The sequence below is a fragment of the Thiorhodococcus drewsii AZ1 genome, from assembly GCF_000224065.1.
Classification (GTDB): domain Bacteria; phylum Pseudomonadota; class Gammaproteobacteria; order Chromatiales; family Chromatiaceae; genus Imhoffiella; species Imhoffiella drewsii.
Genome location: NZ_AFWT01000007.1, coordinates 66415 through 81507 on the forward strand (window position 1 = coordinate 66415; position 15093 = coordinate 81507).

At 62.0% G+C, this 15093-nt stretch carries 10 protein-coding genes; 9 read left to right on the forward strand and 1 reads right to left on the reverse strand.

Annotated features, from left to right (window positions below):
- Positions 1-54: 54 nt before the first annotated feature.
- Positions 55-831, reverse strand: coding sequence for an enoyl-ACP reductase FabI (locus THIDRDRAFT_RS06280; protein WP_007039974.1), 777 nt, complete (start codon positions 829-831; stop codon positions 55-57).
- A 408-nt stretch (positions 832-1239) separates the two neighbouring features.
- Here THIDRDRAFT_RS06280 and THIDRDRAFT_RS06285 point away from each other — a divergent pair, with 408 nt between their 5' ends.
- The 9 genes from THIDRDRAFT_RS06285 (at position 1240) to THIDRDRAFT_RS06325 (ending at position 15090) form a co-directional block, all read left to right on the forward strand.
- Complete coding sequence (locus THIDRDRAFT_RS06285; RefSeq protein WP_007039975.1) at positions 1240-3399, forward strand: ABC transporter substrate-binding protein; 2160 nt, start codon at positions 1240-1242, stop codon at positions 3397-3399.
- Complete coding sequence (locus tag THIDRDRAFT_RS06290; protein ID WP_007039976.1) at positions 3396-4373, forward strand: ABC transporter permease; 978 nt, start codon at positions 3396-3398, stop codon at positions 4371-4373. Before THIDRDRAFT_RS06285 ends, THIDRDRAFT_RS06290 begins: the two co-directional genes overlap by 4 nt.
- Before the next feature lie 19 nt (positions 4374-4392).
- Positions 4393-5796, forward strand: a complete 1404-nt coding sequence (locus THIDRDRAFT_RS06295) for an ABC transporter permease (protein ID WP_007039977.1) — start codon at positions 4393-4395, stop codon at positions 5794-5796.
- Positions 5797-5841: 45 nt separating this feature from the next.
- Positions 5842-7863 carry an ABC transporter ATP-binding protein gene (locus tag THIDRDRAFT_RS06300; protein ID WP_007039978.1) on the forward strand — a complete coding sequence of 674 codons (2022 nt, stop codon included), beginning with the start codon at positions 5842-5844 and terminating at the stop codon, positions 7861-7863.
- A 215-nt stretch (positions 7864-8078) separates the two neighbouring features.
- Positions 8079-9413 carry an EAL domain-containing protein gene (locus tag THIDRDRAFT_RS06305; protein WP_007039979.1) on the forward strand — a complete coding sequence of 445 codons (1335 nt, stop codon included), beginning with the start codon at positions 8079-8081 and terminating at the stop codon, positions 9411-9413.
- A 545-nt stretch (positions 9414-9958) separates the two neighbouring features.
- On the forward strand, positions 9959-10171 hold the full coding sequence (locus tag THIDRDRAFT_RS06310) for a cold-shock protein (RefSeq protein WP_007039980.1): 213 nt from the start codon (positions 9959-9961) through the stop codon (positions 10169-10171).
- 247 nt (positions 10172-10418) lie between these two features.
- Positions 10419-13004, forward strand: coding sequence for a DNA translocase FtsK (locus THIDRDRAFT_RS06315; RefSeq protein ID WP_007039981.1), 2586 nt, complete (start codon positions 10419-10421; stop codon positions 13002-13004).
- A gap of 120 nt (positions 13005-13124) precedes the next feature.
- Complete coding sequence (lolA, locus tag THIDRDRAFT_RS06320; RefSeq protein WP_007039982.1) at positions 13125-13772, forward strand: outer membrane lipoprotein periplasmic chaperone LolA; 648 nt, start codon at positions 13125-13127, stop codon at positions 13770-13772.
- A gap of 7 nt (positions 13773-13779) precedes the next feature.
- Complete coding sequence (locus THIDRDRAFT_RS06325; protein WP_007039983.1) at positions 13780-15090, forward strand: replication-associated recombination protein A; 1311 nt, start codon at positions 13780-13782, stop codon at positions 15088-15090.
- Positions 15091-15093: the final 3 nt, after the last annotated feature.

The window sequence follows — 15093 nt, forward strand, 5'->3', positions numbered from 1 at the left end:
CGGCGCCATCTGTCTCAGCGGATCGATCCGATCCGAGACCGGCCTAGACCGGAGTCAGCCCAGCCCGAGGATGTGGTATCCGGTATCCACGTAGAGCACGTCGCCCGTGATACCCGATGACAGATCCGAGCAGAGGAAGGCAGCGGCGTTGCCGACCTCCTCGATCGTCACGTTACGGCGCATCGGCGTGCGCTCTTCCACCTTCTTCAGCATATCTCGGAAGTCGGAGATACCGGCTGCGGCGAGGGTCCGGATCGGGCCGGCCGAGATGGCATTCACGCGTGTTCCCTGTGGGCCGAGCGAGGCCGAGAGATAACGGACGTTGGCCTCCAAGCTGGCCTTGGCCACGCCCATGACGTTGTAGTGCGGCACTGCGCGCACCGCGCCCAGATAGGACATGGTCAACAGCGCGCCGTTGCGCCCCTCCATCATGGCGCGACCGGCCTTGGCCAGAGCCGCGAAGCTGTATGAACTGATCTCGTGGGCGGTAGCGAAGCCTTCGCGGGTGACGGCATCCACATAGTCGCCCTCAAGCTGCTCGCGCGGCGCAAAGGCGATGGAGTGCACGATGGCGTCGAGACCGTCCCAGCGTTTGGCCAAGGAGGCGAACAGCGCCTCGATGTCTTCGTCCTTGCCGACGTCGAGCGGCAGGGCGATATCGGATCCGCACTTGCTCGCCATCTCCACGACGCGCGACTTCAGCTTCTCGTTCTGATAGGTCAGTGCAATTTCGGCGCCTTGCTTGTGCATGGCCTCGGCGCAGCCCCAGGCGATCGAGCGATTGCTTGCCACGCCCGTGACGAGGATCTTTTTGCCTTCTAGAAAACCCATGGTGTTTCGTCTCTTTCCATTCTGTTGTCGGCGCATCGCGGCGCCGGTCGTGTTCTGGGCTGGAACCGCCGCAGGTGTTTTCGACCTCGCGGCTCTGCCTGCGCTCGGTAGGAGAACCGAAGCTTCGAACTCCATGATGTGCAGCGGTCGCGGACTGACGTTCAGGCGCAACGCAGATGCGGGATGCCGGGGGTTGTCCCCAATGCGCTTGGCGCGAGCCTCGGGATAGAATCCGAACAAGCAAGCCCAGCCGGGCGGTTACAGTACCCAATCTTGCTATTTGGTTAAACCTCAAAAGAGCAGTCGAACCCTAACGCGCACACAGGGCGCCAAGGATTTCACTCTGTTGTGCGGCTGGGGTGTCTGTTGTCGGATTTGGGCTAAACGTGTGGGTGGGAGCCAAAGTCATTGATCAGGTTGATCCAGACCGCGATCCTCGTGATCGTGCTGTTTGCATTGGTTGGGTGCGGCGATTCCTCCTGGAATTCTCCCTACCCGTCCTCGGATGTCGATTCCAACACCTATTACAGCTCCTTTTACGAGCGTCCAAAGCATCTGGATCCGGCGCGCTCCTACGGCTCGGACGAGACCATCTTTCTGGCTCAGATCTACGAGCCACCGCTGCAATACCATTTCCTGCTCAAGCCCTATCGGTTGGTGCCTCTGTCGGCAGCCGAGGTGCCGGTGCCCCGTTACTTCGATGCCGCCGGAAATCCCTTGCCGCAGGATGCGCCGCTCGACATGATCGCGCGCAGCGACTATCTCGTTCGGATCAAGCCCGGCATCCGCTACCAGCCGCATCCGGCCTTCGCGCGCGATGCCGAGGGCCGCTATCTCTACCATGCCCTGACTCGGGCCGACCTCGACGGCATCGCGCATGTCACCGACTTTCGAGAGACGGGTACGCGCGAACTGACGGCCGACGACTTCCTCTATCAGATCAAGCGGCTGGCCGCGCCCTGGCTGCATTCGCCGATCACCGGCCTGATGCGCGAGCACATTCGCGGCTTCGGTGTCCTCGCGGATGAATTGGGTGCCGTTGAAGGGCAGGGCGCGTTGGAGCATGTCGAGGCGTTGCGTCGTGCGCGGATCTCGGGCGTGGAGGTGATCGATCGTTACAGCTTCAGGATCAGCCTCAATGGCAAGTATCCGCAGTTCAATTACTGGCTGGCGATGACCTTTTTTGCACCCATGCCGTGGGAGGCCGATCTCTTCTATGCCCAGCCCGGGCTGGCCGAGCGCAATATTCTGCTCGACTGGAGCCCGGTGGGCACGGGTCCCTATATGCTGACCGAGAACAACCCGAGTCTGCGTATGGTGCTGGAGCGCAATCCCAATTTCCACGGCGAGCGCTATCCGGTCGAGGGTATGCCGGGCGACGCCGAGTCGGGCATCCTTGCGGATGCCGGTAAACCGATTCCCTTCATCGATCGGGCCATCTACAGCCTGGAGAAGGAGAATGTTCCGCGCTGGAACAAGTTTCTCCAGGGCTATTACGACAGCTCTGGGATCACCTCGGATGCCTTCGATCAGGCGGTGCAGATCGATGCGCGGGGCGAGCCGATCCTCACGCCTCAGATCCGCGAACGGGGGATTTCGCTCCTCACGAGCGTCGAGCCCATCGTCTATTACATGGGCTTCAATATGCTCGACCCCGTCGTCGGGGGCGACTCGGAGCGTGCGCGACTGCTGCGGCGGGCGATCTCGATTGCGGTCGATTTCGAGGAATTCGTCTCGATCTTCACCAATGGCCGGGGGGCGGTCGCGCAGGGGCCGATTCCTCCGGGAATCTTCGGGTATCGCGAGGGTGAGGCAGGGATCAACCACTATGTCTACGAGTGGCGCAATGGCCGGGCGGTGCGTCGGAGTCTCGACGAGGCCAAACGGCTGATGGAGGAGGCGGGCTATCCGGGGGGAGTGGATCCGGAAACCGGTCGCGCGCTTGCGATCAACTATGAGGAGGTGGCGACCGGCCCGGACGACAAGGCGCGGCTCAACTGGCTGCGCAAGCAGTTCGCCAAGCTCGGTATCGAGCTGGTGATCCGCGCGACCGACTACAACCGCTTCCAGGAAAAGATGCGCACTGGGGTTGGTCAGGTCTACATGTGGGGCTGGAATGCCGATTATCCGGATCCGGAGAACTTCCTCTTTCTGCTCTATGGCCCCAACGGCAAGGTGGCGCATCAGGGCGAAAATACCTCCAACTACGCCAATCCAGAGTTCGACCGTCTCTTCGATCAGATGAAATACATGGAATCGGGGCCCGAGCGTCAGGCCGTGGTGGATCGCATGCTGGAGATCGTCCGTGCCGATGCCCCCTGGAGCTGGGGCTTCTATCCCAAGGCATTCAGTCTGCATCATCGCTGGCTCATGAACGCCCATCCGAATCAGATGGCGAACAATACGCTCAAATATCGCCGCATCGATCCGGTTCTGCGCGCGCATCTGAGGGATGAGTGGAATCGCCCCGTCACCTGGCCGCTGTGGGCATTGGGTGCTCTGGTTACGCTGCTGGTGATTCCTGCCTGGTGGATGGTGCGCCGACGCGAACGGAGTACCGCGCTGTGATCGCCTACATCGTTCGTCGTCTGCTCTATGCGATTCCGATTCTGGTCGGGGTCAATCTCATCACCTTCCTGCTCTTCTTCGTGGTCAATTCCCCCGACGACATGGCCCGCATGCAGCTCGGTGAGAAGCGGGTGACCGAGGAGGCGGTTCAGGCCTGGAAAGATGACCATGGCTATGGCAAGCCGTTGCTCTACAACGCGGGCGGGGAGGGACTGGCCCGGTTCACCGACACCATCTTTTTCGAAAAATCGGCCAAGCTGTTCGTCTTCCAGTTCGGTTCCTCGGACGAAGGGCGGGATATCGGCTACGACATCTCGCAGCGTATGTGGCCGAGTCTGGCGATCGCAGTGCCGGTCCTTATCGTCGGTTTGGCCTTCAATATCAGCTTTGCGCTCTTCATCGTCTTCTTCCGGGCGACCTACGTCGATCTCGCCAGCGTGGTCCTGCTGGTGGCCATGCTGTCGATTTCGAGCCTCTTCTACATCATCGGCGGCCAGTTCGTTCTCGGTAAGCTCTTTCATCTGGTGCCCATCTCAGGCTATGACACGGGGCTGAATGCCTGGAAGTTTCTGATTCTGCCGGTCATCGTCGGCGTTATCGGCGGCATCGGTTCGGGAACGCGCTGGTATCGGACGCTGTTCCTGGAGGAAATCGCCCAGGACTATGTGCGCACCGCGCGGGCCAAGGGTCTCGGCGAGCGACGTGTGCTCTTCGGCCATGTGCTGCGCAACGCCCTCATCCCCATCCTCACGGGCGTGGTGGTGGTGCTGCCCCTGCTCTTCATGGGCAGCCTCATCAGCGAGTCCTTCTTCGGCATCCCCGGACTCGGCAGCTATACCATCGACGCCATCAGCAATCAGGATTTCGCGATCGTGCGCTCGATGGTCTTTCTGGGCGCCGTGCTCTACATCCTGGGACTGATCCTGACCGACATCTCCTACACGCTGGTCGATCCGAGGGTTCGGTTGCAATGAACGGCAAGGGGAGAATTCGATGACCCCGGTTCTGCTTTGGACGGATGCGCTGATCTATCTGCTGCTCGTCATCGCGATCGCCTTCGGTCTCTATGCAGCGCGTCACGAGCATCTGCGAGCGCCCTGGCGGCGTGTCCTGAGATCTCGGATTGGGATGGCGACCCTTATCGTGCTGGCGGGCTATGCCTCGATCGCCGTGCTGGACAGCGTCCATTTTCGGCTGAAGGTCGATCGGCCGGGTGGCGAGCCGGTCTATGCCCCTGAGGTGCTGAGCCTGTTCGACCTAGCCCTGAGCGGTCTACGCGAACGCCAGGAAGTGACCTATTCGGCCCCGTTCGCGACCCATCTGTACGTCAAGGAGGCGGTCGACCTGCCTGGCGGCGGTGTGACCCGCGCCTATCCGAGGCTGATTCATGGCGGTGCCCATCTGGCCGATCCGGCTGCAGATCGTGTGGGCGATATCCTGACGCGCGTCCTGGTCGGTATGCTGAAGGGATTGCTGCTTTGGATGGCGGTCGTGGGGGCGCTCTTATGGCTGAGCGGACGGCGGCGCGCTGAGTCCTGGCGAGTGACCTGGGCGGGATGGCGCTCCCCCGGAACGGAGATTCCCTGGACGACGGCGCTGGCCGTGCTTGGTGGGCTGCTGGTGCTCGGGTGCGTGGCCGGGGAGTTGGCGGCCGAATATCACATCCTGGGGACCGATAAGGTTGGCGAGGACGTCTTCTACCAGACGCTCAAGAGCGTGCGTACCGGGCTGCTGATCGGCACCCTCACCACGCTGGTGATGCTGCCTGCGGCGATTCTGCTGGGGATTGCCGCAGGCTATTTTCGCGGCTGGGTGGACGATCTCATCCAGTATCTCTACACCACGCTGAACTCGATCCCGGGCGTGCTGCTCATCGCCGCCGCCATCCTCATGCTCCAGGTCTACATGAGCAACCATGCCGAATCCTTCTCCAGCCTGGTGGAGCGGGCGGATCTGCGTCTGCTCTTTCTCTGCGTGATTCTGGGCGTGACCAGTTGGACCGGGCTCTGTCGGCTACTGCGCGGCGAATCGCTCAAGCTACGCGAGGCCGACTATGTTCAGGCGTCGCTGGCGCTCGGGGTCGGGCATTTCACCCTGATTACACGCCACATCCTGCCTAACGTCATGCATATCGTCATCATCACCCTGGTGCTGGACTTCAGCGGTCTGGTCTTGGCCGAGGCCGTGCTCTCCTATGTCAACATCGGGGTCGATCCGACCATGAATAGCTGGGGCAACATGATCAACAGCGCCCGGCTCGAATTGGCGCGCGACCCCGTCGTCTGGTGGTCGCTGGCGGCGGCCTTCCTGTTTATGTTCGTTCTGGTGCTCGCCGCCAATCTCTTCGCCGATGTGGTGCGCGATGCCTTCGATCCGCGTATCCGCGCCACGCGATGATCGGAATGCATGCGCGCGTGCCCTGTTCTTGCTCGGAGCCGACTCATGACTGAACCCCTTCTGGAGGTCGAAGGGCTGACGACTCAGCTCGGCGACGAAGCGAGTCCGTCGCGAGTCGTCGATGGCCTGGATCTGCAAATCGCGTCCGGCGAGACCTTCGCCTTGCTCGGCGAGTCCGGCTGCGGCAAGTCGATGACGGCGCTGTCGCTGATGCGACTGCTGCCGCCAGGCGGACGCATCCTGTCCGGGGGCGTTCGGTTCGCCGGGACCGACCTGTTGCGACTCACCGAGGCCGAGATGCGGCGGGTGCGCGGTGGCGGGATGGCGATGATCTTTCAGGAGCCCCAGACCTCGCTCAATCCCGTGCTGACCGTCGGAGCTCAGATCGCCGAGGCGGTGCGCGTGCATGAAGGCATCTCCCAGGCGCGGATTCGCGAGCGCGTGGTCGACCTTCTGCGGTCTGTTGGTATTTCCGAGCCTGAGCGACGGGTCGAGGCGTATCCGCATCAGCTCTCTGGCGGCATGAAGCAGCGTGTCATGATCGCGATGGCCTTGGCCGGCGACCCTCGGCTGTTGATCGCCGACGAACCGACGACGGCACTGGACGTCACCATCCAAGCCCAGGTGCTGAGCTTGATCAAGGATTTGCGTCGTGAGACCGGGATGGCGGTGCTGCTCATCACCCACGACCTCGGGGTTGTCGCGGAGACCGCCGATCGTCTGGCGGTCATGTACGCTGGCCAGATCGTGGAGACAGCCGAGGTCGCCGAGTTTTTCGCCGGCCCTGCGCATCCGTACAGCCGCAAGCTGATGGAAAGCCTGCCTTCGGCGGAGAAGCGTCACGGTCGTCTCGCCATGATCTCCGGTCGTGTCCCGACGCTCGATCAGGCTTTCCAGGGCTGCCGCTTCGCCGATCGTTGCGATTCAGTCATGCCGATCTGCCGCGAGACGGTTCCGGAATGGCACCTGCTGGAGCGCGGGCGCAGGGTGCGCTGCCATCTCTGGGATACGGATGTGCCGCCCGCTTTCGAGACGTCCGTTGACGACGAGTCGGCATCCGGCCATTCCGGTGTGGCGGCGATGTCTCGGGACGAGGCGCGTGAGCCCTTGCTGCGCGCGATCGATCTCAAGGTGCATTTTCCCATCCATCGCGGTCTCTTCCGTCGGGTCGTGGGGCAGGTGAAGGCCGTGGATGGGTTGTCGCTCGATCTGCACAGTGGTCGTACCCTGGCCCTGGTTGGTGAATCGGGTTGTGGCAAGACGACTGCCGGTAAGGGCATTCTGCAGCTTATTCGACCGACGGGCGGTTCGGTCCTCTATCGGGATCGCGATCTGGTCGGGCTTGGGCATCGAAAGATGCGCGCGTACCGCAAGGAATTACAGGTCATCTTTCAGGACCCCTATGCCTCCATGAATCCGCGCATGCTGGTCGGCGATGTGGTCGGGGAGGGGCTTCAGGCGCTGGGGATCGAGCCGAGTCGGGCGGGGCGGGCGCGTCGGGTGGCCGAACTGCTCGAACTGGTCGGCATGGATCCCGAGGCAGCCAGACGCTATCCGCACGAGTTTTCGGGCGGTCAGCGTCAGCGGATCTGTATCGCCAGGGCGTTGGCGGTCGAGCCGCGCCTCATCGTCTGCGACGAGCCGACCAGTGCGCTCGACGTCTCGGTCCAGGCGCAGATCCTCAATCTGCTCAAGGATCTGCAGGTCCGTCTCGGCCTCTCCTATCTCTTCATCACCCACAACATCGCGGTCGTGGCCTACCTGGCGCAGGAGGTGGCGGTCATGTATCTGGGGCGGGTCGTGGAGCGGGGGAGCGTCGACGAGGTCCTGGACGATCCAAGGCATCCCTACACCCGGGCGCTCTTCTCCGCCGTTCCTTCTGTCGCTCCCGGCAAGCGCCGGGCCGTGATCCGGTTGGAGGGCGATATGCCTTCTCCAAGTCACCCTCCCCAGGGGTGTCACTTCCATCCACGTTGCCCCTTGGCGAGCTCCGAATGCGCGCGCGCCTATCCCCCCGAGATTGGCTTGAGCGATTCGCACTCGGCCCGTTGCTTTCATCTCGATTGATGGCGGAGGTGGGCGTTTGCCGTGGCTTTTGGTTGCGATCGGGCACGGGCAGATGTCAGTAACACGCGTGTTGAGATGCGCGTTCGGTTCCTGCTCGACCTCAAGGCATTGCTCCTGCAACGCGGCTTTTCGAGTGCTTGCGCTTTTCCCTGCCTCGACGTAAGGTTCGGCTACGAATAGGATTGCGTATCACAACTCGATACCGTCGACGCCGGATGAGCAAAGTCAAGAAGATACTCTGCATCTATCCTGAACCTGCCGAGTTGAGGATCAGTGCGCTATTGAACCGGCATGGCATCGTGGTCGATCTGACCGAGGTGTCTCGGGCAGATGCATTGCATTCCGCGCTTGAGCAGCCGCATTGGTGGGATCTCATCCTCTGCGATGCCGCCACCTATCTCGGCAGTGAGGTGTCGGTCGAGATCGATGCGGTCAGGGAGAAGATCGACGCCTCGCTAGTGCTCCTAAAATCATCCGATCTCACGCTCGCCCCAGCCGAGGGATACAGGCGCGGCGCCTGCGATCTGGTCGATCGGGAGGATACGGATCATCTGCTGATGGTCTGCGAGCGCGAGATCCGGAACGCGGTCGTTCGCAAGCAGCTCCGGGAGGTGCGCTATTCGGCCGCCGTTTTCGATCCTGAGCTCAAGGCGGGCTTCTCGGTCGCGACCGTCAACGACCTCAGCCGGTCGATGAGGCTGCGGCACGCGGAAGAGGCCGCAGCAGCGGGGGCGTCGGAGGCCCTGTCGTCTCCTGTGTTGGACCAGGATCGGCTCCGCGCGCTCATTGATGCGGGTGGGCTGACGCTCGAGTATCAGCCGATCGTGTCGTTCAGGACGAATGAGGATCACCGCAACATGTTTGAAACCCTGGTTCGTCTCAAGGACGAGTCGGGCGGTCTCTTGATGCCGGACAACTTCCTTCCAACCCTGGCTGGGGCTGGTTGGATGGATAAGATCGATCTTTGGATTTTTCGTCAGGCACTGTCGGTACTGGAGGAGATGCAGTCGGGGGGCGCTCCGGACGCGATTTTATTCGTCAACGTGGCGACGGAAACGTTGCATTCCGAGCAGACCGTGCGTGCGCTGGGCGCTTTCGCCTCTGCAGCCCACCTGTCCCCAGGCTCGGTTGTGGCCGAGGTTCGCAAGGCGGCCTTTGACGATGCGAGGGATGGCCTGATGCGTTTGGCGGCACTGCTTCGGTCGCGCCAGCATGGTCTGCTGGTCGAGGATCTGAAGCTCGAGGATTGTGCCTTTCTGGAAGCGAACAGCGATCTCATCACCCATGTGAAGCTCTCCCGCGCCATCACCCAAGGACTGGTCGAGGGTCGAGCCTCGCAGAGCGCGCTCAATGCTTTTGTCCGCTGTGCGCATAAAGAGGGGGTTCGAGTCATTGCGTTGGCCGTGGATAATGCGGAATTGATGCCAATGCTGTTTGCGGCCGGGGTCGATGCCATCCAGGGTAATTTCATGAGTATGCCGAATCCCGATCTCGTGTACCCCAGCGTGCGACATATCGAAACGGGTCCGCATGCGCATGACGCTGATTGATCATTCGCCTCTCGCACCTGGTTTCGCTCTGCTGTACAATGGTGCGCGAGAGAGAACGGACAATCGGACTGGCCCGTTTTAAGCGAGTTTTGGAGCGTTTCGCAGTACAGGTTCTTGCACTGATTAGCATTATTAGATTCGTAATTTCCGCAATAGCGTTTCCCACCTTTTTGTTTTCCATATAAATTCAGACGTCAAGCACATTCTTTGGATGGTGTTTTGGTCAGATCGGTTAGAGCCGATATGTCTGAGTGCGTGGTATCGGAGGCTTAGGGTGGGGTATATCTATTGAAGATCGATGGTATCGATGCCGATTGATTTGGCGTCTGACGATCGAGCGTGATGCGCTGCGACAATAAGTGAACCCAGGGTCTACGGATTCATTTCGAATGATGTTGATTCGAATGGTCGGTTAATTAGGGGGGCCTTGGATTTTTGCGAGAATTTCCGCTCGATTGGGAGTGGAAAGCGATACCGGCCTCAATGAAGAGGCTGGGTCGAGTATTGCCAACCAAGGTTGGTGCGTTTTTTGTGATGAGGTTGATATGGCAGGCGATTTGGTTACCGGCACAGTGAAGTGGTTCAACGACGAGAAGGGCTACGGTTTCATTGAACGTGAGGGCGGTAAGGACGTCTTCGTTCATTACAGTGCGATCAATGGCGCGGGTCGGAAGACCCTCCAGGAAGGTCAGCACGTCACCATGGAGGTCACGCAGGGTCCGAAGGGTCCGCAAGCGGAGAATGTGACTCCGAATTGAATCGAGTCTTCGGTCGGGCACGGTTGTCGTGCATCGGCCGTCGTATTCTGATCGGTGAGCGTCCTGTTTTCGGGGCGTTCGCCGTATCGGATTCCGCGCTGGATATCGATGGCGTCACCCTCCTTCCTTGGTTGGCACTGATCGATCTCTGTCTCCAGGCCCCCTCCTCGTTGGGGTCTCGGCGTCTTGAAATCGCACGAAAAATCTTCTGTAAGGCTATAATGCGCTGCAACATTTGGAGAGGCGCATGGCACAGGCAACACGTTACGGGCAGTTGACATTCAGCGATTACGTGGAGCGCGCTCTGCGCGAAGGAGCCATGTGGGCTCTGGTGTGCGTGGCCATCTATCTCTCGCTGTCGCTGCTGAGTTACTCGCCGACCGATCCAGGTTGGTCCTATGTCGGAGATGCCTCTCAGGTCACCAATGCAGGCGGTCGCACGGGTGCCTGGTTCGCCGATGTGGCGCTCTATCTCTTCGGCTATTTCGCCTATCTGTTGCCCTTTATGGTGGCCTGGAGCGCGTGGCTGGTGTTTCGGGGGCGCGCCGAAGATCTCGGTGTGCGAACCTGGATGCTGTCATTGCGCTGGATTGGATTCCTGGTCACCTTGGCCGCCGGTTGCGCCTTTGCGTCGATTCATCTCGCCGATCTGGCGGACAAGCTACCGAATGGCCCCGGTGGGGGCATTGGGCTCCTGGTCAGTCAGCGCATGCTCGCCGCCTTCAATTTTACGGGCGCGAATCTGCTGCTGGGTGGGACACTTCTGGTCAGCCTCACGCTCTTTTTCGGGATTTCCTGGCTCAAGCTGCTCGATAATCTAGGGGCGGCCGCCCTGACTGGCGGACGTCAACTCTGGTCGGTGTTGAGCGGCGTCGGCGCGCAACTGTCCTTCTCGCGCGCGGACAGATCGCATTCCAGCGATGAGGGCGTGCAGGGTCTGCCCGCAGCGCTGAATCTCATCGATCCGGAGTCCGTTCCAAACCTGGAGACGCGCCGGCCTCGCGCTTCGGCGCGCCGCTCGCGTAAACCCTCCGGGCGCCTCCCTCAGGCGCTGCAGGATGCCATGACGGATCCGGCGCCTTTCGCCCCGGATTCGGAGCAGACCACCGACGACACCCTGCCCTTGACCGACCTTATACGCGCTCAGCGACCGGAGCCTGCACCTCGGGTCGCGCGTGCTCAAAGGACGGCGCCCAAGGTCCCCGAGCCTCCTCTGGACGAGGAGTTATTCGAGGCGCCATTCGAGGCGCCGCCGCCCAAGGTTCCCGCATCGAAGCCGGCACCGCCACCATCACTGCGTCCCGCCTTGCGGTCTGCGGACTGGGGCGACAGTCCGCTTCCGCCGCTCGAATTGCTGGATCCGCCGAGCAAGAGCGGTCGGGGATACTCGCCCGAGCAGATCGAGGACCTCTCGCGGGACGTCGAGCAGACCCTGTCCGATTTCGGGGTCGTCGTGGAGGTGGTCGCGGTCTATCCAGGGCCGGTCGTGACCCTGTTCGAGCTCCAGTTGGCGCCCGGCGTCAAGGCGAGCAAGATTACGGGGCTCGCGCGCGATCTGGCACGCGCGCTCACCACCGTCAGCGTGCGTGTGGTCGAGATCATTCCTGGCAAGTCGGTGATCGGTATCGAGATCCCGAACAAGCAGCGCGAGACGGTCTTCCTGCGCGAGGTCTTCGGTTCGCCAGCCTATCAGAATGCCGGCTCGCCGCTTACCTTGGGATTGGGAACCGACATCTCGGGCGAGCCCGTGGTTGCCGACCTGGCGCGCATGCCGCATGCCCTGATCGCCGGAACCACCGGCTCGGGTAAATCGGTCGCCATCAACGCCATGATCCTAAGCCTGCTCTACAAGGCCAAGCCAGAGGACGTGCGTCTCATCATGGTCGACCCCAAGATGCTGGAGCTCTCGGTCTACGAGGGCATTCCGCATCTGCTCACCCCGGTCGTCACCGATATGAAGGAGGCCGCGAACGCCCTGCGCTGGTGCGTTGGCGAGATGGAGCGTCGCTATCGTTTGATGAGCAAGCTCGGGGTGCGCAACATCGGCGGTTACAACCGTCGAGTCGCCGAGGCCGAACAGGCCGGGACGCCGATTCCCGATCCGACCTTCAATCCGGCCGATGCCATCGACCCGGACATGGAACCGCCGACGCTGACCCATCTGCCCTATGTCGTCGTCATCATCGACGAGTTGGCGGACATGATGATGGTGGTCGGCAAGAAGGTCGAGGAGCTGATCGCGCGGCTCGCCCAGAAGGCGCGCGCCTCGGGCATCCATCTGCTGCTCGCGACCCAGCGTCCGTCGGTCGACGTGCTGACGGGGCTCATCAAGGCCAACATTCCCACGCGCATGGCCTTCCAGGTTTCCTCGCGAATCGACTCGCGCACCGTCCTCGACCAGATGGGTGCCGAGCAACTGCTGGGGAACGGCGACATGCTCTATCTGCCGCCGTCCGGGAATATCCCGCAGCGCGTCCATGGCGCCTTCGTCGACGACCATGAGGTGCATCATGTCGTGGATTTCCTCAAGACTCACTATGGTGAGCCAGACTACATCCACGACGTGCTGCGCGAGCCGACCGAGATGCTGCCCGGCATCGATCCCGAGCCACGCGGCGGCGATACCGAGGACACGGATCCGCTGTTCGACGAGGCGGTTCAGTTTGTGGTCGAGAGCCGACGCGCCTCCATCTCGGGGGTCCAGCGCCGCTTCAAGATCGGCTACAACCGGGCCGCCCGCATGGTCGAGGAGATGGAGCGGATCGGTATCGTCGGTGCGGCGGAGACCAACGGCAATCGCGAGGTGCTGGCTCCGCCGCCGATCGACGATTGAGTGGCATGACGCGTTGCGGCATCATGCCGGGATGCTCGGGCACTTCGGCGCGAAACCGCTGTCTCTGCCCCTGAATCCAGGGTCTCCGCAATCAATCTCACTCGCTTCGGTGTCCTAACCATGCTTCGCGCTTCGTTGTTCGTTCGCCCGCTGTCTCTGATCTCAGTCGTCTTCATAGTCTTGGTCTGGAGTCTTGGCGCATCGGCCGCCGATGCGACCAAGCGGATCGATGACTATCTCGCCGGACTCAACAGTCTCAAGGCCAGCTTCCAGCAGTACACCTTCAACGCCGACCACACCCAGATGATGGAGGGCCACGGAACCCTCTATCTGCAGCGTCCCGGACGCTTTCGCTGGGAATACGACGCACCCAACAAGCAGGTCATCATCGCGGACGGCAAGCGGGTCTATCTGCACGATCTGGATCTGAAACAGGTCTCTCACCAGAATCAGAAAGATGCGTTGCGCGGAACCCCAGCCCTCATACTGGCCAACGAGGAGCCGATTCAGACCTATTTCGAGGCCAAATCGATCCCGAGCACGGACGGGCGCGACTGGGTCCAGCTGATCCCCAAGCAGAAAGATACCGACGTGGTCAAGATCGAGGTCGGATTCAGTGGCAAGACGCTTGACAGCCTCATCATGCAGGACAGTTTCGGTCAGGAGACGCGGCTGAACTTCTCGAACGCGCAGCGCAACATTCCGCTCAAGCCTGATCTGTTCAAGATCGACCCGCGCGCTGTCGACGACTTCCTCCAGGTAGATTGATCCGCGCATGACCTCGGAGCTCGACGAGGCACCGCTCGCGGACCGCATGCGCCCGGCGGATCTGGATGGCTTCGTCGGTCAGGAGCAACTGCTCGCGCCCGGCAAGCCGCTGCGCAAGGCCATCGAGTCGGGTCGTCTGCACTCGATGATTTTCTGGGGGCCGCCCGGGACCGGCAAGACGACCGTCGCGCGTCTGGTGGCGCGCAACTCGGGCGCCCACTTCATCACGCTCTCGGCGGTCCTGTCCGGGGTCAAGGAGATTCGCGAGGCGGTCGCCGAGGCCCAGAACGTGCGCCGGTTGGAGCAGCGTGGCACGGTCCTCTTCATCGACGAGGTTCATCGCTTCAACAAGGGCCAGCAGGATGCCTTCCTGCCGCATGTCGAGAACGGCACCCTGACCTTCATCGGTGCCACCACCGAGAACCCCTCCTTCTCGCTGAACAATGCACTGTTGTCGCGGGCACGGGTCTACGTCCTCAAATCCCTGACGGCCGACGACATCCGTCAGGTGCTCGTCGGGGCACTGAGTGATGCGGAGCGTGGCCTGGGTGGACAGGGCCTCGAATTGCCGGACGAGAGCGCCCGGTTGTTGGCCCAGGCCGCCGACGGCGATGCGCGTCGCGCGCTCAACCTGCTCGACCTCGCCGCGCAACTGGCCGAGGCTGGTCGCATCGAACCCGAGGTGGTCGCCGAGGTGGCCACGGCGTCCGTGAGACGCTTCGACAAAGGCGGGGATATCTTCTACGACCAGATCTCGGCACTGCACAAATCGGTGCGCGGCTCGTCGCCGGACGCGGCGCTCTATTGGCTCGCACGCATGATCGACGGCGGCTGCGATCCGCTCTATATCGCCCGACGGATCGTACGCATGGCCAGCGAGGACATCGGCAACGCCGATCCGCGCGCCTTGCACCTAGCGCTTGATGCCTGGGAGGCCCAGGAGCGACTCGGCTCTCCGGAGGGCGAGCTGATGCTCGCCCAGGCTGTCGTCTATCTCGCCAGCGCGGCCAAGAGCAACGCCGTCTACGTCGCCTGGAAGGCCGCGTTGACCGACGCCAATGCCTCGGGTTCGCTGAACGTGCCGGTCCATCTGCGCAACGCTCCGACCAAGCTGATGAAGGAACTGGGCCACGGCCGTGCCTACCGCTATGCCCACGACGAGCCGGACGCCTACGCCGCCGGCGAGGTCTATTTCCCCGAGGAGATGGGCGAGCGTAGCTATTACCAGCCGGTCGAGCGTGGTCTGGAGATCCGTATCCGCGAAAAGCTGGAACGTTTGAGGGCGCTCGATTGGGCAGCGCGAGCGAGGCGGAGATGAGGT